The organism is Phytopseudomonas daroniae, from assembly GCF_004327275.1.
Classification (GTDB): domain Bacteria; phylum Pseudomonadota; class Gammaproteobacteria; order Pseudomonadales; family Pseudomonadaceae; genus Aquipseudomonas; species Aquipseudomonas daroniae.
In genome coordinates this window covers 66,980-90,632 of sequence record NZ_QJUJ01000012.1, presented here as the reverse complement: position 1 = coordinate 90,632, position 23,653 = coordinate 66,980, and the positions used below count along the sequence as shown (strand labels likewise).

At 60.0% G+C, this 23,653-nt stretch carries 22 protein-coding genes and 1 pseudogene; 18 read left to right on the top strand and 5 right to left on the bottom strand.

The window, feature by feature from the left end; genetic code table 11:
- The first annotated feature begins 323 nt into the window (after positions 1-323).
- From kdgD to DNK10_RS22765, 6 genes and pseudogenes are all read left to right on the top strand, one after another.
- Complete coding sequence (gene kdgD, locus DNK10_RS22790) at positions 324-1,235, top strand: 5-dehydro-4-deoxyglucarate dehydratase (RefSeq protein WP_131179769.1); 912 nt, start codon at positions 324-326, stop codon at positions 1,233-1,235.
- Positions 1,236-1,397: 162 nt separating this feature from the next.
- Positions 1,398-2,441, top strand: a complete 1,044-nt coding sequence (locus DNK10_RS22785; RefSeq protein ID WP_131193134.1) for a LacI family DNA-binding transcriptional regulator — start codon at positions 1,398-1,400, stop codon at positions 2,439-2,441.
- Positions 2,442-2,953: 512 nt separating this feature from the next.
- A complete protein-coding gene (gene garD, locus DNK10_RS22780) occupies positions 2,954-4,510 on the top strand; it encodes a galactarate dehydratase (RefSeq protein ID WP_131193133.1) in 1,557 nt (518 codons plus the stop codon).
- A gap of 92 nt (positions 4,511-4,602) precedes the next feature.
- On the top strand, positions 4,603-5,535 hold the full coding sequence (locus DNK10_RS22775; protein WP_131193132.1) for a 2-hydroxyacid dehydrogenase: 933 nt from the start codon (positions 4,603-4,605) through the stop codon (positions 5,533-5,535).
- A 110-nt stretch (positions 5,536-5,645) separates the two neighbouring features.
- Positions 5,646-6,848 (top strand): annotated as a pseudogene (locus DNK10_RS22770) (aspartate aminotransferase family protein); the annotation flags it as partial.
- A 112-nt stretch (positions 6,849-6,960) separates the two neighbouring features.
- On the top strand, positions 6,961-7,407 hold the full coding sequence (locus DNK10_RS22765; RefSeq protein WP_131193130.1) for a YybH family protein: 447 nt from the start codon (positions 6,961-6,963) through the stop codon (positions 7,405-7,407).
- A gap of 5 nt (positions 7,408-7,412) precedes the next feature.
- Here the strand turns inward: DNK10_RS22765 and DNK10_RS22760 are convergent, their stop codons facing one another.
- Positions 7,413-7,958 carry a tetratricopeptide repeat protein gene (locus DNK10_RS22760; RefSeq protein ID WP_131193129.1) on the bottom strand — a complete coding sequence of 182 codons (546 nt, stop codon included), beginning with the start codon at positions 7,956-7,958 and terminating at the stop codon, positions 7,413-7,415.
- 208 nt (positions 7,959-8,166) lie between these two features.
- On the opposite strand from DNK10_RS22760, the gene DNK10_RS22755 reads away from it, so the two are divergent.
- From DNK10_RS22755 to DNK10_RS22745, 3 genes are read left to right on the top strand one after another with little or no spacing between them, the layout of a single operon-like run.
- A complete protein-coding gene (locus tag DNK10_RS22755; protein ID WP_131193128.1) occupies positions 8,167-9,456 on the top strand; it encodes an NAD(P)/FAD-dependent oxidoreductase in 1,290 nt (429 codons plus the stop codon).
- A gap of 11 nt (positions 9,457-9,467) precedes the next feature.
- Positions 9,468-10,025 (top strand): helix-turn-helix domain-containing protein, encoded by a 558-nt coding sequence (locus DNK10_RS22750; RefSeq protein WP_131179777.1) that lies wholly within the window; start codon positions 9,468-9,470, stop codon positions 10,023-10,025.
- A gap of 20 nt (positions 10,026-10,045) precedes the next feature.
- Positions 10,046-11,386, top strand: coding sequence for a glutamine synthetase family protein (locus DNK10_RS22745; protein WP_131193127.1), 1,341 nt, complete (start codon positions 10,046-10,048; stop codon positions 11,384-11,386).
- Positions 11,387-11,464: 78 nt separating this feature from the next.
- Here DNK10_RS22745 and DNK10_RS22740 read toward each other — a convergent pair whose 3' ends face one another.
- Complete coding sequence (locus DNK10_RS22740; protein ID WP_131179779.1) at positions 11,465-12,076, bottom strand: Yip1 family protein; 612 nt, start codon at positions 12,074-12,076, stop codon at positions 11,465-11,467.
- A gap of 433 nt (positions 12,077-12,509) precedes the next feature.
- Here DNK10_RS22740 and DNK10_RS22735 point away from each other — a divergent pair, with 433 nt between their 5' ends.
- The 8 genes from DNK10_RS22735 (at position 12,510) to DNK10_RS22700 (ending at position 19,160) form a co-directional block, all read left to right on the top strand.
- Positions 12,510-12,812, top strand: coding sequence for a hypothetical protein (locus DNK10_RS22735; protein ID WP_131179780.1), 303 nt, complete (start codon positions 12,510-12,512; stop codon positions 12,810-12,812).
- A complete protein-coding gene (locus tag DNK10_RS22730) occupies positions 12,813-13,424 on the top strand; it encodes a DUF6436 domain-containing protein (protein WP_131193126.1) in 612 nt (203 codons plus the stop codon).
- A 449-nt stretch (positions 13,425-13,873) separates the two neighbouring features.
- Entirely contained in the window at positions 13,874-14,770 is an 897-nt protein-coding gene (gene cyoA, locus DNK10_RS22725; protein WP_131179782.1) for a ubiquinol oxidase subunit II, read from the top strand.
- A 3-nt stretch (positions 14,771-14,773) separates the two neighbouring features.
- On the top strand, positions 14,774-16,747 hold the full coding sequence (gene cyoB / locus DNK10_RS22720) for a cytochrome o ubiquinol oxidase subunit I (protein WP_131179783.1): 1,974 nt from the start codon (positions 14,774-14,776) through the stop codon (positions 16,745-16,747).
- A 3-nt stretch (positions 16,748-16,750) separates the two neighbouring features.
- On the top strand, positions 16,751-17,374 hold the full coding sequence (cyoC, locus tag DNK10_RS22715; RefSeq protein ID WP_131179784.1) for a cytochrome o ubiquinol oxidase subunit III: 624 nt from the start codon (positions 16,751-16,753) through the stop codon (positions 17,372-17,374).
- On the top strand, positions 17,374-17,706 hold the full coding sequence (locus DNK10_RS22710; RefSeq protein WP_131179785.1) for a cytochrome o ubiquinol oxidase subunit IV: 333 nt from the start codon (positions 17,374-17,376) through the stop codon (positions 17,704-17,706). The genes cyoC and DNK10_RS22710 overlap by 1 nt, the downstream gene beginning before the upstream one ends.
- A gap of 11 nt (positions 17,707-17,717) precedes the next feature.
- Complete coding sequence (cyoE, locus tag DNK10_RS22705; RefSeq protein WP_207389993.1) at positions 17,718-18,662, top strand: heme o synthase; 945 nt, start codon at positions 17,718-17,720, stop codon at positions 18,660-18,662.
- A gap of 111 nt (positions 18,663-18,773) precedes the next feature.
- Complete coding sequence (locus tag DNK10_RS22700) at positions 18,774-19,160, top strand: 3-phosphoshikimate 1-carboxyvinyltransferase (RefSeq protein WP_423228051.1); 387 nt, start codon at positions 18,774-18,776, stop codon at positions 19,158-19,160.
- Here DNK10_RS22700 and DNK10_RS22695 read toward each other — a convergent pair.
- On the bottom strand, positions 19,147-20,085 hold the full coding sequence (locus DNK10_RS22695; protein ID WP_131193125.1) for a class I SAM-dependent methyltransferase: 939 nt from the start codon (positions 20,083-20,085) through the stop codon (positions 19,147-19,149). The genes DNK10_RS22700 and DNK10_RS22695 overlap by 14 nt on opposite strands.
- Before the next feature lie 148 nt (positions 20,086-20,233).
- A complete protein-coding gene (locus tag DNK10_RS22690) occupies positions 20,234-21,493 on the bottom strand; it encodes an OprD family porin (protein ID WP_131193124.1) in 1,260 nt (419 codons plus the stop codon).
- Positions 21,494-22,010: 517 nt separating this feature from the next.
- Between DNK10_RS22690 and DNK10_RS22685 the strand changes: the two genes are divergently transcribed.
- Complete coding sequence (locus DNK10_RS22685) at positions 22,011-22,397, top strand: 5-carboxymethyl-2-hydroxymuconate Delta-isomerase (protein WP_244216305.1); 387 nt, start codon at positions 22,011-22,013, stop codon at positions 22,395-22,397.
- Positions 22,398-22,467: 70 nt separating this feature from the next.
- Here the strand turns inward: DNK10_RS22685 and gcvT are convergent, their stop codons facing one another.
- Positions 22,468-23,589, bottom strand: coding sequence for a glycine cleavage system aminomethyltransferase GcvT (gcvT, locus tag DNK10_RS22680; RefSeq protein WP_131193123.1), 1,122 nt, complete (start codon positions 23,587-23,589; stop codon positions 22,468-22,470).
- Between the last annotated feature and the right edge of the window lie 64 nt (positions 23,590-23,653).

Genomic DNA, 23,653 nt, shown 5'->3' with positions numbered 1-23,653 from the left:
ATTCATAACGGCTATCTGGCTGATGTTGTCGTATGACTTGTCGGCTGCTGATGACCTTTTTCATGCCGGGTTGGTGGAAAATTTTTCCGCCAGAAAGCGAGTTTTCGCCAATCTAAAGCATGATATTCCCGATGTAATTAGAGATTTACCGAGGTTTTTCCTGGTTTTTGGACATTTCGTTGGATTATTCAGTGGTTGCTCCGAAACGGTGCAATAGAAAGAAAAATGCGTCCGACTGCTTGGATTTTTAATAGTTGTACGATAACGTATGACTTCAGTTGCCGGTAACGGCCTCCATGTCCTCATCCAAGGGTGTAAGAAGAATGACTCCACAAGAATTAAAATCCGTCCTCTCCTCCGGCCTGCTGTCCTTTCCGCTGACCGACTTCGATGCCGCTGGTGAATTCAACCCGGCTGGCTACGCACGTCGCCTGGAGTGGCTGGCCCCCTACGGCGCGACTGCTCTGTTCGCGGCTGGCGGTACCGGTGAATTCTTCTCCCTGGCTGCCGACGAGTACTCGTCGGTCATCAAGACCGCCGTCGACACCTGCGCGGGCAGCGTGCCAATCCTCGCTGGCGTGGGCGGTTCCACTCGCCAGGCGATTCAGTACGCACAGGAAGCCGAGCGCCTGGGCGCCAAAGGCCTGCTGCTGCTGCCGCACTACCTGACCGAAGCGTCGCAGGAAGGTGTTGCCGCTCACGTCGAGCAAGTCTGTAAATCGGTGAAGATCGGTGTAGTCGTCTACAACCGTAACGTCTGCCGCCTGACCGCTCCGCTGCTGGAGCAACTGGCCGAGCGCTGCCCGAACCTGATCGGTTACAAGGATGGTCTGGGCGACATCGAACTGATGGTGTCGATCCGTCGTCGTCTGGGTGATCGTTTCACCTACTTGGGTGGTCTGCCGACCGCTGAAGTTTATGCCGCTGCCTACAAGGCACTGGGTGTACCGGTCTACTCGTCGGCGGTGTTCAACTTCATTCCGAAAACCGCAATGGACTTCTACCGCGCAATCGCCCGTGAAGATCACGCCGCCGTCGCCAAGATCATCGATGACTTCTTCCTGCCGTATCTGGATATCCGCAACCTGAAATCCGGTTACGCAGTGAGCATCGTCAAGGCTGGCGCCAAGATTTCCGGCTACGATGCAGGCCCGGTTCGGGCTCCGCTGACCGACCTGCTGCCGGCCGAGTACGAGCAACTGGCTGCCCTGATCGACGCCCAGGGCCCGCAGTAAGCACGTTCACCTCTTCGAGGTGTCAGAAAGCCCGGGCCTATCGCCCGGGCTTTCTGCTTTCAGGGGGCAACACCTGATTACAGGTCTGTCTGCGCCTGCCGCTAGTTGCCGCCCGGTTCGCTGGTTAAGATGCGGCTTCCCTCGCACAACCCGCGGCCCGTCATGGCAAAGAAATCCTCTCGTTCTTCATCTTCTCTTTCGGCGGCGAACAAGGGGGCGAGCATCACCCTGATCGATGTGGCCAAGGTGGCTGGCGTTTCGCCGATCACCGTGTCGCGAGCGCTGCACCGACCCGAAGTGGTCAGCGAGGATGCGCGCAAGAAGGTGCTCGAGGCGGTGCGGGTGACCGGCTACGTGCCGAACATGCTGGCGGGCGGCCTGGCGTCGAACAAAAGCCGACTGATCGCCATCTTCGTGCCGACCATCGCTCACTCGATCTTCGCTGAAACCGTGCAGTCGCTGATGGATCACCTGACCGTCGCGGGCTACCAGACCATGATCGGCCTCACCGGTTATTCAGCCGAGCAGGAAGAGCGTTTGCTCGGCGCGGTATTGGGCCGTCGCCCGGACGGCATCGTATTGACCGGTACGCTGCATACCGAGGAGAGTCGCCTGCGTTTGCAGGCTGCCGGTATTCCTGTCGTCGAGGCCTGGGATCTGGGGGCGTCCCCCATCGACATGCAGGTGGGCTTCTCTCACGAAAAGGTCGGCCAGGCGATCGCCAGTCATCTGCATGCCAAGGGATATCGGCGCTTCGCTATCGTTTCGGTCGACGACTCCCGTGCGTTCAAGCGCGGCAGCAGTGTGGTGTCGCAGCTCAAGGCGCTGGGCGTCGACGAGGTGCCGATGGCGGTTCTCGCTGCACCAGCGACCTTGCAGAGTGGGCGAGAAGGGCTACGTCAACTGCTCGCCGAGGGGCATGACCCGCAAGTGATCGTCTGCAGTTCGGACACCGTGGCCCAGGGCATTCTGGCCGAAGCGGCGAGTCAGGGGATCGACATTCCCGGCCAGTTGGCGGTGATGGGCTTTGGTGATCTGTCCAGTGCCGCGCATCTTCACCCGGCGCTGTCGACGGTGAATGTCGATGGTGCGCGCATGGGCAAACTGGTCGCCAGCGCGCTGCTAAAGCGCTTCCGCGACGATTCCGAATTGCAGCCGGTGCGCATGGATACCGGCTTTACGCTGGTCGACCGGGCTACTACCTGACTTCTCATCAGACAACTGACAACATGACAAAAGCACTTGAATGATTGCGCAATCATAGTAAAGTCAGCCTCGTAGCGAACTGCGTGGTGCCATGTTCACTGCCGGATTGATTGCGCAATTATCGATTGTCAGTCACCGAGCCAGGCACCGTCAGCCAATAAGGACAATAAAGCCGTGAAAAACAGTATCCGCACATCCTTCCCATGCCCCATCGCGGGCAGCTTCTGCATTGGCCTGTCTGCGCTCGGCGTCCTGAGACCGAGTCCAGGCATCGCGCTCGTTGCCATTATTGGCTAGCGACCGGGCCCAGTCCCAACTCGAGATTTTTATGGCCTTGCCATCTCTGGCGTCCGTGGCAAGCGACGTTAAAAGCCGCTCCCGGCAATTTTTTGACCCCGCCTTTGGGCGGCTGGCGCCCTCGCCGGCGTCGGCCTGAGCACCCATACAATGGCGCGTGGCACTGGCTGCGCGGCCTTGTATGGCAATGAAAAAACAAGAAAAGGATTAGCCTCATGGAACTCATTCAACATCAGGACTCCCCGCGTTACATCCGCCTGCACGCCGACGATAATGTCGGCGTGGTGGTCAATGAGCAGGGCGTGGCGGCCGGTGGCCGTTTCGCCGATGGCCTGGAGGCGCTGGAGGGCATACCGCAGAGTCATAAGGTGTCGCTGGTGGCGATTCCCGAAGGTGGCAACGTGGTGCGTTACGGTGAAGTGATCGGCTATGCCCTGAAACCCATCGCCGCCGGAACCTGGGTGACCGAGGCGGTGCTGCGCATGCCCGAGCCACCGGTGCTGGACAACCTGCCCAAGGCGACGATCAAGGCCCCTGTGTCGGCGCCGCTGGAAGGCTATACATTCGAAGGCTTCCGTAACCCGGACGGCACGGTCGGTACGCGCAACATTCTGGGCGTGACCACCACCGTGCAGTGCGTGGTGGGCGTTCTCGATCATTGCGTCGACCGAGTGCGCAAGGAAATCCTTCCCAAATACCCGAACGTCGACGATGTGGTGGCGCTGTCGCACAGCTACGGCTGCGGCGTGGCGATCAACGCGCCGGACGCCGTGGTGCCGATCCGTACCCTCTACAACATCAGCCGCAACCCCAACCTCGGCGGCCAGGCGCTGGTGATCAGCCTGGGCTGCGAAAAGCTGCAGGCCAACCAGCTGATGGATGGCGACCTGCTGACCAATGGCATAGAGGAGGAGGACTGGCTGTTCCGTTTGCAGGACTCCAGCACCGGCTTCATCGGCATGGTCGAAGAAATCATGGCCATGATCGAGGAACGCCTGAAGGTGCTCGATCAGCGTCGTCGGGAAACCGTGCCGGCTTCCGAACTGGTGGTCGGCATGCAATGCGGCGGCAGCGACGCGTTCTCCGGCATCACCGCGAACCCGGCGCTGGGCGTGGCATCGGATCTGCTGGTGCGGGCCGGCGCCACCGTGATGTTCTCGGAGAACACCGAAGTGCGTGACGGTATTCACCTGCTGACCCCGCGGGCTGCGACCACGGAAATCGCCGATGCGCTAATCCATGAAATGGATTGGTACGACCGCTACCTGGAGCGTGGGATGGCCGATCGCAGCGCCAACACCACGCCAGGCAACAAGAAGGGCGGCCTGAACAATATCGTCGAAAAGGCCATGGGTTCCATCGCCAAGTCCGGCACCAGCCCGATTGCCGGCGTCGTGTCGCCCGGCGAGCGGATTCGTGGCAAAGGCCTGTACTTCTGCGCTACCCCGGCCAGTGATTTCATCTGTGGCACGCTGCAGCTGGCGGCCGGTATGAACCTGCATATCTTCACCACCGGTCGCGGCACGCCTTACGGCTTGTCCATGGTGCCGGTGATCAAGGTGGCTACCCGTACTCAGCTGGCAGAGCGCTGGCCGGATCTGATCGACGTGGACGCCGGGCAGATCACCTCGGGGCGTATGACCCTCGATGAAATGGGCTGGCACATTTTCCAGATCTACCTGGATGTCGCCAGCGGCAAGAAGCAGACCTGGGCGGAGAAGCACCGCCTGCATAATGATCTGGTGCTTTTCAACCCGGCTCCCGTGACTTGATCGATTATCGGACAACGATGCTTTCCAGAGCATCGCTGCCCGGAACATTGCAGGTATCATCCGGACTTTCGCCTGAAATAGAGGAGAGCTGTATGAGTCGTCCCAACGTGCTTCAGGTCGGTCGTTTCCCGACGCGTTTCAACGAGCGTCTGCAGCGCGACTATCAGCTGACCCGTTTATGGGAACAGCCCAATAATTTTCTCGCCGAGCACGGTGCCGATATCGACATCGTGGTCACTTCTGCTCGCTACGGTTGCTCGGCCGAGCAACTGGCGCAGATGCCCAACCTGCGTGCCATCTGCAGTTTCGGCGTCGGCTACGATTCGATCGCAGTCGATGAGGCGAAAGGGCGGGGCATCCCGATCAGCACCACGCCGGATGTGCTCAACGAGTGTGTCGCCGACACGGCTATCGGTCTGCTTATCGACACCGCCCGGCAGTTTTCCGCTGCCGATCAGCATGTGCGTCAGGGCAAATGGCTCAAGGGCCAGTACCCGCTGACTCGCAAGGTCAGCGGCAAGAAGCTGGGCATCGTCGGTTTCGGCCGGATCGGCAAGGACATTGCCAAGCGCGCGGCCGGCTTCGATATGACTATCCGCTACCACAACCGTCGCCAGGATCCAGCTACCAGCTATGGCTACGAGGCCGATCTCAAGGCCCTGGCTCGTTGGGCGGATTTTCTGGTACTGGCCTGCCCGGGCGGTGCGTCGACCCATCACCTGATCGACGCCGCGGTACTCGAAGCCCTGGGTGCAGACGGCATTCTGGTGAATATCGCCCGCGGCAGCGTGGTGGATGAGCAGGCGTTGGTTGCGGCATTGCAAGCGGGTACCTTGGGCGGTGCGGGATTGGACGTGTTCGAGGACGAGCCGCGGGTGCCCGAGGCGCTATTCGAAATGCCCAATGTGGTGCTATTGCCCCACGTCGGCAGTGCCACCGAGGAAACCAGGCTGGCCATGGAAAACCTGGTGTTCGATAATCTCGATGCCTTTATAGTGCGTGGCGAGCTGCTCACCCCGCTGTAACCAATATGCGAACCCGCCAAGGCGGGTTTGCATATACGCGCCGGGCCACAAGCCTGACCGCGGTTCCTACCCTTGAGTGTCACCCGGTGCGTCACAAGCGCACCGGTTAACGCCCGCTGCACACTGTGCGCGGCGAGGGCGTGTGGCTGTATGACGAGTCCGGGCGCCGCTATCTGGATGCCTACAACAATGTCGCCTCCATCGGCCATTGCCACCCGCGAGTGGTGCAGGCCATCGCCGAACAGGCAGCGCGGCTGAATACCCACACCCGTTATCTGCAGGAAGGCATTCTCGATTATGCCGAGAGCCTGCTTGGCACCTTTCCCGATGCGTTGCAGCAAGTGATGTTCACCTGCACCGGCAGCGAAGCCAACGACCTGGCCCTGCGCATCGCCCGGCATTACACCGGCGGCACCGGGGTGATCATCACCCGCTTCGCCTACCACGGGGTAACCGGCGATATTTCCTCGCTGTCGCCATCACTCGGGGCGAGCATTCAGTTGCCGGTTCATGCACGCACCGTTCGTGCGCCGGACGCCTATCGTCTGGGGGCGGAGCAAGCCGGCAAGCTGTTCGCCGAAGACGTGTGCGCCGCCATCGCCGACATGCGTATCAACGGCATCAAGCCCGCAGCGCTGCTGATCGACGGTATCTTCGCCAGCGACGGTATCTTCGCAGATCCCCAAGGCTGCATCGCCGAGGCGGTCGCCATCGCTCGAGCCGAAGGCCTGCTGTATATCGCCGACGAAGTGCAGTGCGGTTTCGCCCGCACTGGCGCGCATATGTGGGGGTTTCAGCGGCACGGTGTGCAACCCGATCTGGTCAGCCTCGGCAAACCCATGGGCAATGGCCAGCCGATTGCCGGCGTGGTGGTGCGCCCTGAAGTGCTCGAACCTTTCGGCCGCAGCATGCGCTACTTCAATACTTTCGGCGGCAACCCGGTGTCCTGCGCCGCCGGCCAGGCGGTGCTGGATGTGATCCGTGACGAAGGGTTGCAGCAGCATTCGACGCAGATCGGTGCTTACCTGCTCAGCGAGCTTCGCAAGCTGAGCGAGCGCCACGAACTGATCGGTGACGTGCGCGGGGCCGGAATGTTCCTCGGCGTGGAACTGGTAACCGACCGCAAGATGAAAAAACCGGCTGCCGAGCAGACGCGGCGCGTGGTCAATGGCATGCGTGAGCGTGGCGTGCTGATCAGCGCGGCCGGGCCGCTGGAGAACATCCTGAAGATTCGTCCTTTATTGACGTTTCAGAGCGAGCATGCCGATCTGCTGGTGCAGGCGCTGGATGAGGTGTTGTTGGAACTGGCGTAGTTGCCGGGTAGGGCATTGGTCGCTTTCTCTGGCCGCTGCGCATCGGGCGGCTAGAGTAAGACTACGTCGGGGCGAACGAGCGCTTCGAGTGTAGCGACGACTGGAGGAGGCGATGAATACCATCACTCAAAATGCGGCTGACCATGCCAGCATCGAGCAGATGCTGGGACATTGGAGGCAAGCCGTTAGCGACAAGAACCTGCATCGCATCAGCGAACACTACAGCATCGATGTCGTGGCGTTCGATGCGGTAGGACAGTTGCAGTTCAAGGGGCGCGACACCTACATGGCCCACTGGCAGGCTTGCATGGAGATGTGTTCGGGGCCCACTTTGTTCGACATGCAGCAGTTGCATGTAGAGCTGGGGCAGGATCTGGGCTTCGGCTATTTTATCTGCCACTGCGGGGGTGCGAACGAGCAGGGTGAAATGCAGTCGTCATGGATGCGCGTCAGCCAGTGCTATCGCAAGCAGGACGGGCATTGGCTGATCGCCCATGAACATTTCTCCGTGCCTTTCGATGCGCTCACCGGGCAGGCTTCTTTCGATCTGCAGCCGTAATGTGATCAGGCGCCCGGTTTGCTATCCAGCGCTTTGCAACTGGCCGCATAGTTCTGCCGGCAGGCACTCTGGAACAGGCGGCGAGCCTGATTCGGGTCACGTTCGACGCCCTGGATGCCGCGCATGTAAAGGTTGCCGAGAATGTGCTGGGCCATGGGGTTGCCGCTGCTGGCGGACTGGTTCAGGTACTTGAGCATGGCTTGCGGGTTGCCGAACTCCGGGTTGTCGCGCCCGGTGTACAGGTAGGCAAGGCTGACGGCCGCTTCGGCATGACCGCGATCGGCCGCCTGTTTCCACCAGTATTCGGCCTGCTTGAGATCCTTCTGTGGTTTACCGACGAAGTAGAAACTGCCGAGCTTGAATTGGCTATCCAGATCGCCACGCTGAGCCAGGCTGCTCAAGCGCTGGAAATCGTCATCGACCGCCTGCTGCTCCGGTGTCACCGTGGCTGCAGGTGCTTGGGTTTCATCTTCGCGGCTGGCACAGCCGGCGATCAGCAGAATGCCGAAAGCCAGCAGAAGGGGAGTGGTCAGGTGTGAGAGTCGGGTCATGCTAAGGCTCCTGGGCACTCGCGGGCTGCGCTTCATGGCCGGTTCTGGTCATGCAGCCGCCAGTGCTTCGATTGTTGTCGATGTTCGACCCGGCCGGCGCTTAACCGTTCGCTCATCGCTGGCAAAGGTGTCGATGACCCGACTGCGCTTGGCGATATGAAATTAATGATGTATTTTTTCATGAAATATCGCCAGATAATTTCATCTCATGTTCAAGCAGTCTACCCAGCATGTCGGTACCTACTATGCTGGCACCTATCCCGGCACGATCCCACTACGCCCGCGTCTGGAGGCCAGCCTCGACTGCGATGTGTTGATTATCGGCGCCGGTTTCAGTGGTTTGCATACGGGCTTGCGTCTGGCCCTGAGTGGCAAGCGCGTGGTGCTACTGGAGTCCAGTCGAGTGGCCTGGGCCGCGTCCGGGCGAAATGGTGGGCAGGCCTTGCTGGGCTGGTCCTGCGATATGCCGCCGCTGGAAAAGGCACTCGGCCTGGAGGGCGCGCGAAGCCTGTGGGACAGCATGTGCTGGGCCGCCGAGGAAATGCGCGAGCTGCCCGAGCGTCATGGTTTCGCGGTCGACTACCGGGTTGGCAGCTTGTGGGCTGCCGTGCAGCCGCGCCGCGTCAGCCAGTTGCGCGAGGCGCAAAGCGAAGCGCTGCAGAAATGGGGCTATCAGGATTTGCGCCTGATCGAGGACGCGGAGCTGCGCGAGTGGATCGACAGCCCGCGTTATGTGGCGGCGCTCTACGACGCTCAGGGCGCCCACCTGAATCCACTGAAGCTGGCCCAGGGGCTGGCGTCTGCCATCGAACAGGCCGGTGGGCGGGTCTTCGAGCAAAGCCAGGTGCTCGGCTACGAGGAAATACCCGGCGGCTATCTTGCACGCACAGCCGAGGGTGAGGTGCGCGCCGATGTACTGGTGCTGGCCTGCAATGCGTATCTCGACGATCTGGATACCTCGTTATCCCGTCGCGTGCTGCCGGTGGGTTCCTATCAGGTCACGACGGCCGTGCTCGACCCGCAGTTGGCGCAATCGCTGCTGCCCCATGACAGTTGCGTGATCGACAACCAGTTCGTTCCCGATTACTTCCGCCTGACACCGGACAATCGGCTGTTGTTCGGTGGCGGCTGCACCTACCTGGGTGGGTTGCCCAGAGATATTCCCGCTGCTACCCGTCCTTATCTGGAGCGCGTCTTTCCACAGCTTGCCGGTGTGGACATAGAGTTTGGTTGGGGCGGGCATATCGACGTCACCATGAAGCGCACGCCGGATGTCGGCCGCCAGGGGCAGCGTTACTGGCTGCAGGGTTTCTCCGGGCACGGCGTGCTACCGACCCTGGCCGCCGCGCGGGCGGTGGCCGACTCGATCCTCGGCGCTGAGCAGTTGCTGGCGCTTTATCAACGCATCGGCAATCCACGTTTTCCTGGCGGCTCCTGGCTGGCTGCGCCGCTCGAAGCGGCGGGCAAGGCCTGGTACCGGCTGCGCGACAGCATCTGAAGGACAGCGCCATGGATATGCAAGAAGAAATCGAGGGGCTCGCGATCCTGATTCGCGACCTGCGCAAGCACAAGAACCTGACGCTGGGTGAGTTGGCAGCGCGTATCGGTCGCTCGGTGGGTTTCCTGTCCCAGGTCGAGCGTGGCCTGTCGCGGCCGACCGTGGCGGATCTGACCGCCATCAGCGAGACCCTGGGTGTACCGACCACCTATTTCTACAGCCTCGCCAAGCCCCGGATGTTGCCCTGGGTCACCCGACCTGGCGAACGCCGCACGTTGTACTACGCCGGTGGGATCACCGATGTGCTGGTCTCGCCGAGCATGTCGGCTGGATTCTCCATGCTGGAGAGCCACCTGGCACCCGGTGCCAGCAGTGGCGACGGGCATCTGAACGACAGTTCGGAGCAGGGCGGTTTCGTACTCGAAGGGCACCTGAGCATCTGGCTGGATGATCAGCCGGAGCCGGTCATCCTCGGCCCCAACGACAGCTTCCAGCTACCGCCACATAGTCAGTTTCGCTACGCCAATCTTACCGATCAGCCCGCACGGGTACTCTGGGTGTTCCGCTGAGCGGACACAGGATCCTCGACATGACCACCGACAACCTGCTCGACGAAGTCCGTACTTTCCGCGCCGCTCACCCCGACGTTCGCTATGTCGATCTGATCTGCCTGGACATTCCCGGACATTTCTATGGCAAGCGCTATCCCATCGAGATGCTGGAGAAAGTCGCCGCAGGCAGCCTGCTCAAGCTGCCGCAGAACTGTGTGCTGCTCGGTGCCCAGGGTGGCCTGCATCCGATTGGTGATTACTGCTTCAATGATGGCGACCCGGATGCCACCCGCCGGTTGATTCCCGGCACGCTCAAGCCGGTGCGCTGGGAAAGCCAGCCGCTGGGCCAGATGCTGATCAGCTCGGATGGCACCGAATCGCCCATCGAGTTCGAGCCGCGGGAGGTGCTGTCGCGGGTGCTGAAGCGTCTGGCCGCGAAGGGTATTCGTCCGGTCGTCGCTTTCGAATTGGAGTTCTATCTGTTCGATCGCGCCCTCAAGGACGGGCTGCCGCAGTATCCGCGTGATTCGCTGTGTGGCGATGAAGACGATCAGCCGAACCTGCATATCGAGCGCCTGTCGCGTTTCTCCACGGTATTGCACGAGATCGTCGAGGCGGCCAACGAACAGGGCATCGACGCCAATGTGATCACCGCAGAAATCGGCCCTGGGCAATTCGAAATCAACTTCGGTCACTGTGAGGATGGCCTGCAGGCGGCCGACTGGGCTGCGCTGTTCGGCCGGCTCACCCGTGGCGTGGCACTCAGGAACGGGCATCGGGCCAGCTTCATGAGCAAGCCCTACCTTGATGCACCGGGCAGTGGCATGCACGTGCACGTGAGCCTCTATGACGAGCAGGGCAATAATCTGCTGGCGGTCGATGAGCAGCGCCCGCTACGCCACGCGGTGGCTGGTTGCCTGGAATGGTTGCCGCACTGCATGCCGATCTTCGCCGCCCACCACAATGCCTACCGTCGCTACGGCTCGCGGGTGAATGCCGCGAGCCGTGCCAGTTGGGGCTATGAAGATCGCGATGCCTGCGTGCGTATTCCCGACTCGGACGCGCGCAACCTGCGCATCGAGCACCGGCTGGCTGGCGCCGATGCCAATCCCTATCTGGTATTGGCGGCGATTCTGGCGGCGATGGAGCATGGTCTGGAGCAGCGACTGGAACCCATCGCGCCGTTGAACGAGAACCGTCAGAGCGGTATCGACTTCCCCATGGACATGCTCTCGGCAGTTACTGCCATGCGTCACCATCAGGCGGTGAACAACGGCTTGGGGGAGGAGTTCGTGATGGTCTATTGCGAGAACAAGCGTCAGGATCACCTTGCGTTCATGGATAGCATCAGTGCCCGTGAGTATCGCTGGTTCCTTTGAAGCAGCTGCAAGCCTCAAGTTTGAAGCTTCCCGCGGCGCTCTTAATTGCAGCTTGAGGCTTGCAGCTTGGAGCTGCTTCTAGCGGAACAGCGACCAGCTCACCGCATAGTCGTTGAAGCCCAACCCCCAGAGTGCCACGGTCAGTGCGAGGATCAGCTCCAGCAGCAGTACACCAATGGCCAGGGTACCGCCAGAGATGGTCAGTCCCTCGTTGACGGGAATGCGCAGAAACGCCGGCATGCCTACATAAAGTAGGCGAGCGCTGTAGGCGAGCGCGATGATGCCAACGAGTAGCAGTAACCAGGCTTTCGGGTAGAGCAACGAGATGCCTGCGATGAACAGCGGTGTGGCGACATAGCCGGCAAAGACGATGCAGCGGCGACGGCTCGGGCGACTGGCGAACGAATCGGACATCCAGTGGATGACGTTACCCATGATGGCCACGCCGACCAGCATCAGGATATAGAACGCGATGCCCAGCGCAGCCGCCGTCGGCATCGCCACCTTGTATGCTTCTCCACCCAGATGCCAGCCGATTTGGGTGGTTCCGATAAAGGCACTGACCACGGGAATGAGTGCCATCAGCAGAACGTGATGGGCGTAAAGCTCAGTGATGCTCTCCTTTTCCCGGTCGATGTTGCGCCACTCGCGGCCCGGATGGGCCAGTAGCCCCCAAATGTGATTGATCATGACTCTTCTCCTCTGGCTCCAGCATTTCCTGCCGACATGAGATATCCGAGAGCTGATCAGCCTGGATCGTGCGGCACCCGCAATTCAATTCAGCCCTCACAAGGTATGAGTGAAGTTCACCGCAATAGGTTTGACCAGAAATTTGCTGGCCCCCCGCAGCGACCTCGTCAGGCATCGTGACGATTGCGCCTGACGCTACAGTTGGCGGGGTGCTCAAGGGGTTCCCTTGGCGACGGTATGGGTCGTAACGGAGTATGTCCGTTGTCGACGACAGACTTCGTGGCGCTCGCGTCTGAAGCCCATGACCGCGGGCCTTATAGGCCAGACAGGGCGGGGGAGGGCGATAACCCTTCATTTTCTATGTGCTTTTTGGTCCCTGCCGCGGCATGGGTAAAAATGCTATGTTCCGCACCCTCTTCGGCGGGGTGTAGACATGAGCGACGACAAGGCACGCAATCGATCCACGGAGCAGGCGGACACTGGTAAACGCGGTGGATGTCTGTGGCTGACCCTGCTCGGTCTCGGCTTCATTGCGCTGGTCTTCGGCATCATCATCTATGCCATCACCCGTGAGCAGACTGCCGATATTCAAGCCAACGAGCTAGCCGCCATCCAGGCCTGCTGGGTCAAGGCAAACGACCCGACCGCCAAGCCGACCTCGCGCTCTTTCGCTACCGATAGCTGCAAGGAAATGGAAAAGCAGTTCCGTATCAAATACGGCCGTGAGCCAGAGTAGATGAGCAAGACGCAGACGGCTCCGTCCAAGCGCTTTCTTCTGATTCTATGCCTGCTGGCGCTGGCGATCATGCTGGCGATCGGTGCGTGGGTCTGGGCACGTTTCGGTGTCGCTTATCTGCGTCCCTTCGGTGATCAGGAGCAGCAGGCGGTGTTCTTCCAGGGTGGCGGGCTCAAGCTGCCGGCCGAACTGGCCGGGCCTGGCAAGATTCGTGTGGTGCATTTCTGGGATCCGCAGTGCCCCTGCCACAAGGAAACCGATGCTCACCTCAATTACCTGATCAGCCTCTACCGTTTCTCCGGGGTCGAGTTTTACAGCGTGCAGAAGCCGGGAAGCGTGGGCGAGATGCTGCCGTTCCTGCGCGGCAAACTCACGCCACTGGAGTCCCTGGAAGGGATGGAATCGATTCCGGCGAGCCCGGCCATCGCCATCTGGGATCAACAGGGGCGCCTGGCCTACGCCGGCCCTTACAGTGAGGGGCTGGTGTGCAACTCCTCGAACAGTTTCGTTGAACCGATCCTCGATGCGCTTTCAGCTAATCGCAGCGTTTCCGCGGCCAACACCATGGCCGTTGGTTGCTATTGCGATTGGCAATCTGCCGAAGGATCCTGATTTACCCTAATAGCCTTTTTATGAGTGGCTATTGCTGTGCGACATATTGCCGCGCAAATTCGGCGATATGAGCCACTATTATGAGTCGCAACTCATCCGTTTATTCGCAGCTGGCTAGCGAGCCGTGGTTTTACCTCGCGCTACAGGTGCGGTCATATGGGGCTTTGCGAGCTAAGCGAGATATCACCGGCCGCAGGGTTGCGGTTGGTGGTGTAGGGCTGGGGCAGGCCGGGGCGAGCACTACATCCCGACTATTTGTAGGCCCATCGTCGTTATGCAGTTGGTTTTTTCGGCTGCGTAACCGAAAATGTCGCCCCCTCCGTTTAGTGGTTTCGATGCTGAAACGATTTCGGTGTGCGAGCGCACCGTTTTCCTGGCATGCCCTGCCGTATTGGGTATCAGGCTGAACAGAACGATATGTGGGATATCACTTTGCTGAAGGTCGTGAAATGAGAGAAGAGAAGTACCACCGCTTGTTCCGCACGCTTCTGACGATTGTCGTGGCCGTCTCCCTGAGTGGCTGCGACTGGGTTCTTTTCGATTCGAAAGGCCAGATCGGCATCGAGCAGCGCAACCTCATCATTACCGCCACTCTGCTGATGCTGATCGTGGTGGTTCCCGTCATTTTCATGACCATTCTGTTCGCCTGGCGCTATCGCTCCTCGAACAAGGACGCGACCTACGCGCCCGAGTGGGCTCACTCGCACAAGATCGAGGCCATCGTCTGGGGCGTGCCCTGCGTGATCGTCGCCGTGCTGGCGGTCATCACCTGGAAAACCACCCACTCGCTCGACCCGTACAAGCCGATCGAGTCCGACGTCAAGCCTCTGGTCGTCGAAGTGGTTTCGCTGGACTGGAAATGGCTGTTCATCTACCCGGAGCAGGGCATCGCTACCGTCAATGAACTGTACATTCCGGAAAACACCCCGCTGAGCTTCCAGATCACCTCGCAGTCGGTGATGAACACCTTCTTCATCCCGCAACTGGGCGGCATGGTCTACGCCATGGGCGGCATGCGCACCCAGCTGCACCTGATTGCCAACGAACCGGGCGAGTTCTTCGGCCTGTCGGGCAACTACAGCGGGCACGGCTTCTCGGGCATGAAGTTCAAGGTGCATTCGACCAGCAACGAAGAGTTCGAGCAGTGGGTGACCAAGGTCAAACAGTCGCCTGACACGCTGACTTTCGATGGCAGCTATCAGTTGCTGTCCAAAGCGAGTGAAAACAACCCAGTCGAGTACTTCAACGCTCAGCCTGGTCTGTTCCGGCAGATTCTTGGCCAGTACATCGATTACAAGAGCAACCCTGTGAGCGAAGCCGCGCACGATTCAGGTGCGGAGGAATAAACGATGTTCGGAAAGCTGACACTAGACGCAATACCCCTGCACGAGCCCATCCTGGTAATCACGATGATTGCCGTGGTTCTGGGTGGTCTCGGGCTGTTCGCCGCGCTGACCTACTTCAAGAAGTGGGGCTACCTGTGGACCGAGTGGCTGACTTCGGTCGACCACAAGAAGATCGGCGTGATGTACATTCTCGTCGCCCTGGTCATGCTGCTGCGCGGTTTTGCCGACGCCATCATGATGCGTACCCAGCTCGCCATCGCTACCGGCGGTTCCGAAGGCTATCTGCCGCCGCACCACTACGATCAGATCTTCACCGCTCACGGTACGATCATGATCTTCTTCGTGGCCATGCCACTGGTGGTCGGCCTGATGAACATCGTCACGCCACTGCAGATCGGTGCGCGCGACGTTGCCTTCCCGTTCCTCAACTCCCTGAGCTTCTGGCTGTTCGTGGTCGGTGTGCTGCTGACCAACATCTCGCTGTTCGTCGGTGAGTTCGCCATGACCGGCTGGGTCGCGTATCCGCCTTTGTCAGGAATCGAATACAGTCCCGGGGTAGGGGTCGACTACTACATTTGGGCGCTACAGATATCCGGTATCGGTACGCTGCTGACGGGTGTCAACTTCTTCGTGACCATCATCAAGATGCGCGCCCCCGGCATGACCCTGTTCAAGATGCCGATTTTCACCTGGACCATTCTGTGCACCAGCGTGATCATCTGCGGCGCCTTCCCGATCCTGACCGCCGTACTCGGCATGCTGACCCTGGATCGTTACCTGGATTTCCACTTCTTCACCAACGACGCTGGTGGCAATCCAATGATGTACGTCAACCTCCTGTGGGCCTGGGGCCACCCTGAGGTGTACATCCTGATCCTGCCGGCCTTCGGGGTGTTCTCCGAGGTGACTGCCGTATTCGCCCGCAAGCGTCTGTTCGGTTATGCCTCGATGGTCTGGGCTACCATTGCCATCACCGTGCTGTCGTTCGTGGTGTGGCTGCACCACTTCTTCACCATGGGCTCCGGGGCCAGTGTCAACGCCTTCTTCGGTATCGCGACGATGATCATCGCCATTCCGACCGGTGTGAAGATCTTCACCTGGCTGTTCACCATGTACCGCGGTCGTCTGGAATTCACTTCGCCGATCCTGTGGACCCTGGGCTTCATCATCACCTTCTCCATCGGTGGTATGACCGGCGTTCTGCTGGCCGTTCCGGGCGCTGACTTCCTGCTGCACAACAGCCTGTTCCTGATTGCCCACTTCCACAACGTGATCATCGGCGGTGCGGTATTCGGCTACATGGCCGGTATCACCTTCTGGTTCCCGAAAGCGTTCGGCTTCAAGCTGCACGAAGGCTGGGGCAAGGCGTCCTTCTGGTTCTGGATCGTCGGTTTCTACCTGGCGTTCATGCCGCTGTACATTCTCGGCTTCATGGGCATGACCCGTCGTCTGAACAGCACCACCAACCCGGAATGGGAGCCGTGGCTGCACATCGCCGTGGTCGGCGCCGTGCTGATCGGTATCGGTATCCTGTGCACCGTGATCCAGTTCGCTGTATCGATCATCAAGCGCAAGGAACTGGCCGACGTGACTGGCGACCCATGGGACGCTCGCACCCTGGAATGGTCGACCTCGTCGCCACCGCCGTTCTACAACTTCGCGGTAACGCCACATGGTGATCGCATCGACGAATTCCATGAGATGAAGCGTGACGGTCTGCCGGCTGCGCCGAGCAAGTACGCACCGATTCACATGCCGAAGAACACCGGCGTTGGCCTGATCATGTCCGTAGGCGCTCTGGCCTTCGGTTTCGCCCTGATCTGGCACATCTGGTGGCTGGCTGCATTGAGCTTCGTCGGCACCTTCGCCGTCCTGATTCGCAACAGCTACAACCAGGACGTCGACTACTACGTGCAGCCCGATGAGATCGAGCGGATCGAAAAGGCACACATTCAAGCAAAGGCTAATCAGGCGTAAACCATGTCCAGTGAAGTGATCAGCAACCACGCTGCTCATGCCGATGAGCATGAGCACGAACATCACCACGATGCGGGTGAAATGAAGGTCTTCGGGTTCTGGATTTACCTGATGACCGACTGCATCCTGTTCGCGAGTATCTTCGCAGGCTTCGCGGTGCTCAGCACCGCGTACGCCGGCGGTCCCACTCCGGCAGATCTGATCGACCTGAAACTCGTTCTGGTCGAAACATTCGCCCTGTTGTTCTCCAGCATCACCTACGGCATGGCCATGCTGGCCATGTACCGTGGCGACAAGAGCAAGGTGCTTGCCTGGCTGGCTGCCACCTTCCTGTTCGGTCTGGTGTTCATCTCGATCGAGCTTTACGAGTTCCATCACCTGATTCACGAGGGCGCCGCTCCTCAGGTCAGTGCCTACTGGTCCGCGTTCTTCACCCTGGTCGGTACTCACGGCCTGCACGTAAGTGCCGGTCTGGTATGGATGGCAGTGATGATGCACCAGGTCGCCAGTCGCGGTTTGACGCCGGTCACTCAGACCCGTCTGAGCTGCCTCAGTCTGTTCTGGCACTTCCTCGACGTGGTCTGGATCTGCGTGTTTACCGTTGTCTATCTGATGGGGGCTCTGTAATGGCTCATGATCACCACTCCTCCGCGGGTGCCAGCCACGGCAGCACCAAGGATTACGTCGTCGGCTTCGTGCTGTCGGTAATCCTCACCGTGATTCCGTTCGCGATCGTGATGAATCCCGTCATGTCGAAAGCGGCCACGCTGTTCACCATCGTGGCGTTCGCGGTCGTGCAGATCTACGTACACCTTGTGTACTTCCTGCACATGAACACCTCGTCCGAGCAGCGTTGGAACACGGTTGCCTTCGTGTTCACCATACTGATCACCATCATCGTCGTAGCGCTCTCGATCTGGATCATCTGGAGCATGCACTACTACATGATGGCCAACTAAAAGAGAGCAGCCTGATGTTCAAGCAATACCTGCTCCTGACCAAGCCAGGCATCGTCTTCGGAAACATGATTTCCGTTGCCGGTGGTTTCTTCCTGGCTTCGAAAGGGGATATCGACCTGGCGCTGTTCCTGGCAACAGCGCTTGGCGTCGCTCTGGTGATTGCTTCCGGTTGCGTGTTCAACAACTACATCGATAGGGACATCGATGAAAAGATGGAGCGAACCAAGAACAGGGTGCTGGTAAAAGGCCTGGTTCCGCCGACTCATGCCATCGTTTACGCCTGCATCCTCGGGATTGCAGGCGTTGCCTTGCTCTATAAAGCCACTAACCTGCTTGCAGTCGCCTTGGTCCTGATGGGCTTCGTCGTCTACGTTGGGCTGTATAGCCTGTACCTCAAGCGGAATTCGGTTTATGGAACCCTGGTTGGCAGTCTGTCGGGCGCCGCTCCGCCTGTTGTGGGCTATTGCGCTGTAAGCAACGAGTTCGATATGGGGGCAGCGATTCTGCTGCTGATCTTCAGCCTCTGGCAGATGCCCCACTCGTACGCTATCGCCATTTTTCGTTTCAATGACTACCAGGCCGCCAATATTCCGGTGTTGCCGGTGATCAAGGGCGTACCCGCTGCCAAGCGCAGCATCGTCCTGTACATCGCCGCGTTCCTGGTCGCCACCCTGATGCTGACCATCAGTGGTTATGCCGGCTACAGCTACTTCGTCGTAGCTGCTGTCAGCGGTGCCTACTGGTTGTGGATGGGGGTGTCGGGCTACAAGGCCGTCGACGACAAGGTCTGGGCACGCAAGCTGTTCGTGTTCTCCATCGTCACCATCACCGCTCTGAGCGTGATGATGTCGGTGGATTTCCAGGCCACGCCGAGCCAGATGCTGATGACCTCGGTCAATCACATCTGTGGCCCCGATAATGTCAGTGGTTTCTGCGCGGCGTTCGCCTCGCGTTGAACCTCGGCAAGCGAATCGAGCGGGCCCCGTCATCGTTGATGACGGGGCCCGTTTTCGTTCAGGGCTGATAAAGTGTCTGGCATCAAGGTTTCAGCTATCTGGAAAATGACCATGGATGAGCAGGATCCCTTCATCAAGGGCCTCAAAGAGCGTCTGCCCGATGATCTCAAGGACTCCTTCAGTGCCGAGCAACTCGACGCGCTGCAGGTAGCCTTCGGGGCGCGTCAGTGGGGGCGCCATCGCCTGGATCTGCGCGGTACGCTCAAGCTGTGGCGTTGGCGCTATTACTTCGTACTGTTGGCCGGGCGCAACAAGCGCGATCTCAGCCGAGCTCAGCAAGATTTATCGCTGACAGCCAAGGCAGTGGGTGTCAGCGTATTTATCATGGTATCGCTGCTGGTCGGTCTGCTGTTCCTCTATCTGATCAAGTCAGCCTTGGGCATCAACCTGTTTTCCGGCTTTTCGCTAGGGCTATGGGACTGGTTCAGGAGCGGCTGAACAGAAGCGCCTTGAGTCCACCTTCGGGTTGACTGTCCGGGAATTCCGGCGGGTTTTCCAGGCGTCGCTCGAAGTGCAGTTCGGGTGCTTCTGCGGCCATGCCGGCGATCAGGAAGTCACTGCCAACGGTTGGATCGTTGATGCAGGCCAGCACGCGCCCCTCGGCGCTGAGCAGTTCGGGTAGCTTGCGCAGGATCTTCTGGTAATCACGGGTGAGGGCGAAGCTGCCTTTCTGGAAGGACGGTGGGTCGATGATGATCAGGTCATAGGGGCCATGGCGTTTCACCTTGCCCCAGGACTTGAACAGTTCGTGGCCGAGAAAGCTGACTCGACTCAGGTCGTGCCCATTGAGGCGATGGTTGTCGCGGCCGCGGCTCAAGGCTGCCTTGGCCATATCCAGATTCACGACCTGCTCGGCACCGCCAGCAATCGCCGCGATGGAAAACCCGCAAGTGTAGGCGAACAGGTTGAGTACCCGCTGGCCTTTGGCATTCTCGCGTACCCAGCGCCGCCCCAGGCGCATGTCGAGAAACAGGCCGGTGTTCTGCTTGCGACCCAGGTCGAGAAGAAAGCGCAGGTCGTCTTCCACGATGACCCATTCCTCGGGTAGCTCACCCACCAGGCACTGCATCGGGCTGTCGGTCTGATAACGATGTTGCAACAGCAGGCTATGGGCCTGGCTGCGCTGCCACTCGCCGGATCGACTCAGGTGCAGCAGCATCGCCTGCAATGCCTCGAGCTCGTCTGCAGGCGGCTCCCTGAACAGGCACACCAGCACGATGCCCTGCAGCCAGTCGACGGTGATGTGTTCAAGTCCTTCCCAGCAGCGGCCACGGCCATGGAACAGACGACGGGTTTGCGCTGGTACTTCATCCAGGGCGTGATTCAGGTGCTGGTGCAGAAAGGTGAGGTTGGCCGGGGTCATGGGGCGCTATCGTTTGCCGGGCGCGGCAGTTTAAACCAAAGCAGCGTGGCACTCATGGCGCGTCGCTTTTGCTGGCTGCATAAAAAAGCCCGTCACGAGGACGGGCCAAATATGCCATGACACTGGAGTAAAGCGATGCGATGTACGTTTACAGGATCGACAGCGGGTAGTTGAAGATCAGGCGGTTCTCGTCGAACTCGTTGTTGCTGAAGTCGCGACGGATGCTCGCATTACGCCAGCGCATGCTCAGGTTCTTGAAGGCACCGCTCTGGATCACGTAGGCCAGCTCGGTCTCGCGGCCCCATTCCTTGCCGTCGTTGGTGGTGGCGGTCTGGATGTTGTCGCCGCTGATGTAACGGTTCATCAGGGTCAGACCCGGAATGCCCAGGCCTGCGAAGTTGAAGTCATGACGCACCTGCCAGGATTTCTCCTTGGCGTTGTCGTAGCTGGAGTTGTAGCTATCGTTGGCCAGGGTGCCGCCACTGGTGCCGTTGACGCGCATCCAGCCGGTGTCGCCGCTGACTTTCTGCAGGCCGACGAAGACGGTGTTGTTGCCGTACTTGGCGGAGAACAGGCCGGAGTAGGTCTTGTTGTCCAGCTTGCCGGCGCGGGCGGAGCCGTCGTCTTCGCCCTGGAAGTAGCCGAGGTTGGCACCTAGAGTCCAGTCACCGATGGGTTGGCTGTGGGTCAGTTGCAGGTACTGCTGCTCGTAGACGTCCTTGAGCTCGGCGCCCCACAGACCGATCAGGGTGCGATCGTCATTGAACTTGTATTCGCCGCCGACGAAGTTGAAACGGTCGGACACCCCGGCGGCACGACCGGGCACACCGTAGGTCATGTCTTCCATGCTGGCGTTGTTGCGTTCGCTGTTCTGGCGGAACTGGCCGCCATACAAGGTCAGACCAGCGATTTCGTTGGAGGTGAGCTGTGCGCCCTCGAAGGTTTGCGGCAGGGAACGGCCATCGTCCGAGCGCAGGATCGGCAGCACTGGCATCCATTCGCCGACTTTCAGTTCGGTCTTGGAGATTTTTGCTTTGGCGGCAAGGGCCAGGCGGCCGTAATCATCCGCCGGGCGACCATCGTCATGGCGCGGCAGCAGGCCGGTGCCGTAGGTGCCGCCACCGCCATCGAGCTTGAGCGAGAGCATGCCCAGTGCGTCGACGCCAAAGCCGACTACGCCAGGGGTATAGCCGGAACGGGCGTCGAGGATGAAGCTCTGCGTCCACTCTTCGGCTTTGCTCTGGGGGTTGGTCGGGTTGGTGAAGTTGCGGTTGATGTAGAAGTTGCGCAGGTTCAAGGAGACCTTGGCGTCTTCGACGAAGCCTTCGGCCTGAGCTGCGAGGGGCAGGGCGAGGGCCATGCTACCGGCACTGAGCAAGCCCAGCGAGATGATTTTGCGTGTTGTCATTGTTGTTGTGCTCCCATTTTTTGAACAAGCCGTCCTCTGCCGATCAGTGATCAACATGCCGTGAGGAAGGTATGGATAGCCCTGTGCAGGGCGACAGACCGGCGCGCGAACGCGCAGGACTCTGCTTCAGGCCCTAGCCGTCGGCGAATAAGTGGCGCGCAGGTATCGAGATGAATGCGACAAGCTGGGCAATGAAACCCGAGGCGAGCTGGAGTGGTGCGGAAAGAGTCAAGGCGACAGTCTTCATGGTGCGACCTTTTTTGTTTTTATAAGGCTTGTTGTCATACAACATCGGCGCTGATTATCTGCAGCTCTCAATCGGCTTGTCAACGCACTCCGATAAAAAGTTCCGTCAGAACCGTTTCCGATGCTTCAGCGGCGATCCCGTAATATGGGAAAGGCCGCGTATTCTGTGGGCTTGCAGTTATCGAAGCGGCTTGTTTTTATGTGTCTGCATAGGGTCGAGCATACGACCTGGGCCGCAGGCGAATTAATAAGAAATGTTGTGTGATAACGTATGACGATCTTTATCAGGGCAGAAAATTCCATGCCGCATTGTCTTATCGAGGGCGCACGCTCGCTGGAAAAGTCGCTCGATCCCGAGGCGTTGGTAGCGCTGGTTCACGATGCCGCGATGGGCACAGGTTTGTTCAAGGAGGGCGAAGTGAAGGTGCGCCTAAGCCTTTACGAGCACTTCAGTGTCGGTGGCAGCCAGAATGATTTCGTGCATGTGATTTTTTATCTGCTGGCCGGCCGTACGGACGAGCAGAAGAAAGCGCTGTCGATGGCTATCGTGCGCTCACTGATAGAACGCTTGCCTGATGTCGAGAGTATTTCGCTGGATGTGCGAGATATGCGCCGGGAAGCCTTCAGCAACAAGCGCAGTTGCCTGGACGCAGGCTGACAGCAGAGGTCGGGCGGCAGAAGCTGCCGCCCGAGCGGTGATGAGAGGCGTGCTGAAACGCCAATAGACCCTATCCCCGGTAGTAGCGCTGCGCCACGAACGGCGTCTTGGCGACCTTCATGGCAACGCGTTTACCGCGCACCATCGCCCACACCTCGCTGTCGACCGCTACGTGACTGCTCTGTACGTAACCCATGGCCAGTGGCGCGGCCAGGCTCGGGCCGAAACCACCACTGCATACCTGGCCGATGATTTCGCCGTCGGCGTTCACCAGCTCCGCGCCTTCTCGTACCGGTGTTCGCTCCTGAGGCAGCAAGCCTACACGCTTGCGGCTGACGCCCTCGCGCTGTTGCGCGAAGATCCGCTCGGCGCCAGGGAAGCCACCAGGGCGTGTACCGTCAGCACGGCGTGCTTTGGAAACCGCCCATAGCAGGCTTGCCTCGACAGGTGTGGTTTCCTCGCTCATGTCGTGCCCGTACAGACACAGGCCTGCCTCCAGGCGCAGCGAATCTCGGGCACCCAGGCCAATCGCTTGCACTTCCGGCTCGGCCAGCAGGCTGCGTGCCAGGGTTTCTGCGTGCGCGGCGGGTACCGATATTTCGAAGCCGTCTTCACCGGTGTATCCCGAGCGGCTGACGTAGCAATCGACCCCGAGCAGGCGCACGGCAGCGAATTGCATGAAGGTCATCTGCGCGACTTCCGGCGCCAGGCGCGTGAGCACGTCGACGGCCTTGGGGCCCTGCAAGGCGAGCAGGGCGCGCTCGAAGCGCGGCTCGATCTGGCACTGGTTGGCGATGTGCTGCTGCAGGTGCATCAGATCCTGGTGCTTGCAGGCCGCATTGACGACCAGAAACAGGGTGTCGTCGCCCAGGTTGGCAACCATCAGGTCGTCGAGGATGCCGCCGTTCTCGTCGGTGAACATGGCATAGCGCTGAGTACCCACGGGCAGATCGACGATATCCACGGGCACCAGGCTTTCCAGCGCCTTGGCGGCATCGGCACCGCGCAGGATGATCTGTCCCATGTGCGAGACATCGAACAGACCCGCGGCTTCGCGGGTGTGCAGATGTTCCTTCATCACGCCGAGCGGGTATTGCACCGGCATCTCGTAACCGGCGAACGGCACCATGCGCGCCCCCAATTCCAGGTGCAGTGCGTGGAGGGGAGTTTTCGCCAGAATTTCAGTGGTCATTGCGCTCTCCTGTATAGGCTGTGAGCGGCCCGCAACAGCGTGCGGGCGTATAGGGATCGGGCTG

Bases quoted from the DNA above. Each gene is read 5' to 3' on its own strand.
- DNK10_RS22685 (WP_244216305.1), top strand. From the start codon at position 22,011: ATGACGATCTTTATCAGGGCAGAAAATTCCATGCCGCATTGTCTTATC.
- DNK10_RS22755 (WP_131193128.1), top strand. From the start codon at position 8,167: ATGTTCAAGCAGTCTACCCAGCATGTCGGTACCTACTATGCTGGCACC.
- DNK10_RS22745 (WP_131193127.1), top strand. From the start codon at position 10,046: ATGACCACCGACAACCTGCTCGACGAAGTCCGTACTTTCCGCGCCGCT.
- DNK10_RS22775 (WP_131193132.1), top strand. From the start codon at position 4,603: ATGAGTCGTCCCAACGTGCTTCAGGTCGGTCGTTTCCCGACGCGTTTC.
- DNK10_RS22785 (WP_131193134.1), top strand. From the start codon at position 1,398: ATGGCAAAGAAATCCTCTCGTTCTTCATCTTCTCTTTCGGCGGCGAAC.
- DNK10_RS22690 (WP_131193124.1), bottom strand. From the start codon at position 21,493: ATGACAACACGCAAAATCATCTCGCTGGGCTTGCTCAGTGCCGGTAGC.
- cyoC (WP_131179784.1), top strand. From the start codon at position 16,751: ATGTCCAGTGAAGTGATCAGCAACCACGCTGCTCATGCCGATGAGCAT.
- DNK10_RS22735 (WP_131179780.1), top strand. From the start codon at position 12,510: ATGAGCGACGACAAGGCACGCAATCGATCCACGGAGCAGGCGGACACT.
- DNK10_RS22695 (WP_131193125.1), bottom strand. From the start codon at position 20,085: ATGACCCCGGCCAACCTCACCTTTCTGCACCAGCACCTGAATCACGCC.
- cyoA (WP_131179782.1), top strand. From the start codon at position 13,874: ATGAGAGAAGAGAAGTACCACCGCTTGTTCCGCACGCTTCTGACGATT.
- DNK10_RS22740 (WP_131179779.1), bottom strand. From the start codon at position 12,076: ATGATCAATCACATTTGGGGGCTACTGGCCCATCCGGGCCGCGAGTGG.
- DNK10_RS22765 (WP_131193130.1), top strand. From the start codon at position 6,961: ATGAATACCATCACTCAAAATGCGGCTGACCATGCCAGCATCGAGCAG.
- DNK10_RS22760 (WP_131193129.1), bottom strand. From the start codon at position 7,958: ATGACCCGACTCTCACACCTGACCACTCCCCTTCTGCTGGCTTTCGGC.
- DNK10_RS22750 (WP_131179777.1), top strand. From the start codon at position 9,468: ATGGATATGCAAGAAGAAATCGAGGGGCTCGCGATCCTGATTCGCGAC.
- DNK10_RS22730 (WP_131193126.1), top strand. From the start codon at position 12,813: ATGAGCAAGACGCAGACGGCTCCGTCCAAGCGCTTTCTTCTGATTCTA.
- gcvT (WP_131193123.1), bottom strand. From the start codon at position 23,589: ATGACCACTGAAATTCTGGCGAAAACTCCCCTCCACGCACTGCACCTG.
- DNK10_RS22710 (WP_131179785.1), top strand. From the start codon at position 17,374: ATGGCTCATGATCACCACTCCTCCGCGGGTGCCAGCCACGGCAGCACC.
- garD (WP_131193133.1), top strand. From the start codon at position 2,954: ATGGAACTCATTCAACATCAGGACTCCCCGCGTTACATCCGCCTGCAC.
- DNK10_RS22700 (WP_423228051.1), top strand. From the start codon at position 18,774: ATGGATGAGCAGGATCCCTTCATCAAGGGCCTCAAAGAGCGTCTGCCC.
- kdgD (WP_131179769.1), top strand. From the start codon at position 324: ATGACTCCACAAGAATTAAAATCCGTCCTCTCCTCCGGCCTGCTGTCC.
- cyoB (WP_131179783.1), top strand. From the start codon at position 14,774: ATGTTCGGAAAGCTGACACTAGACGCAATACCCCTGCACGAGCCCATC.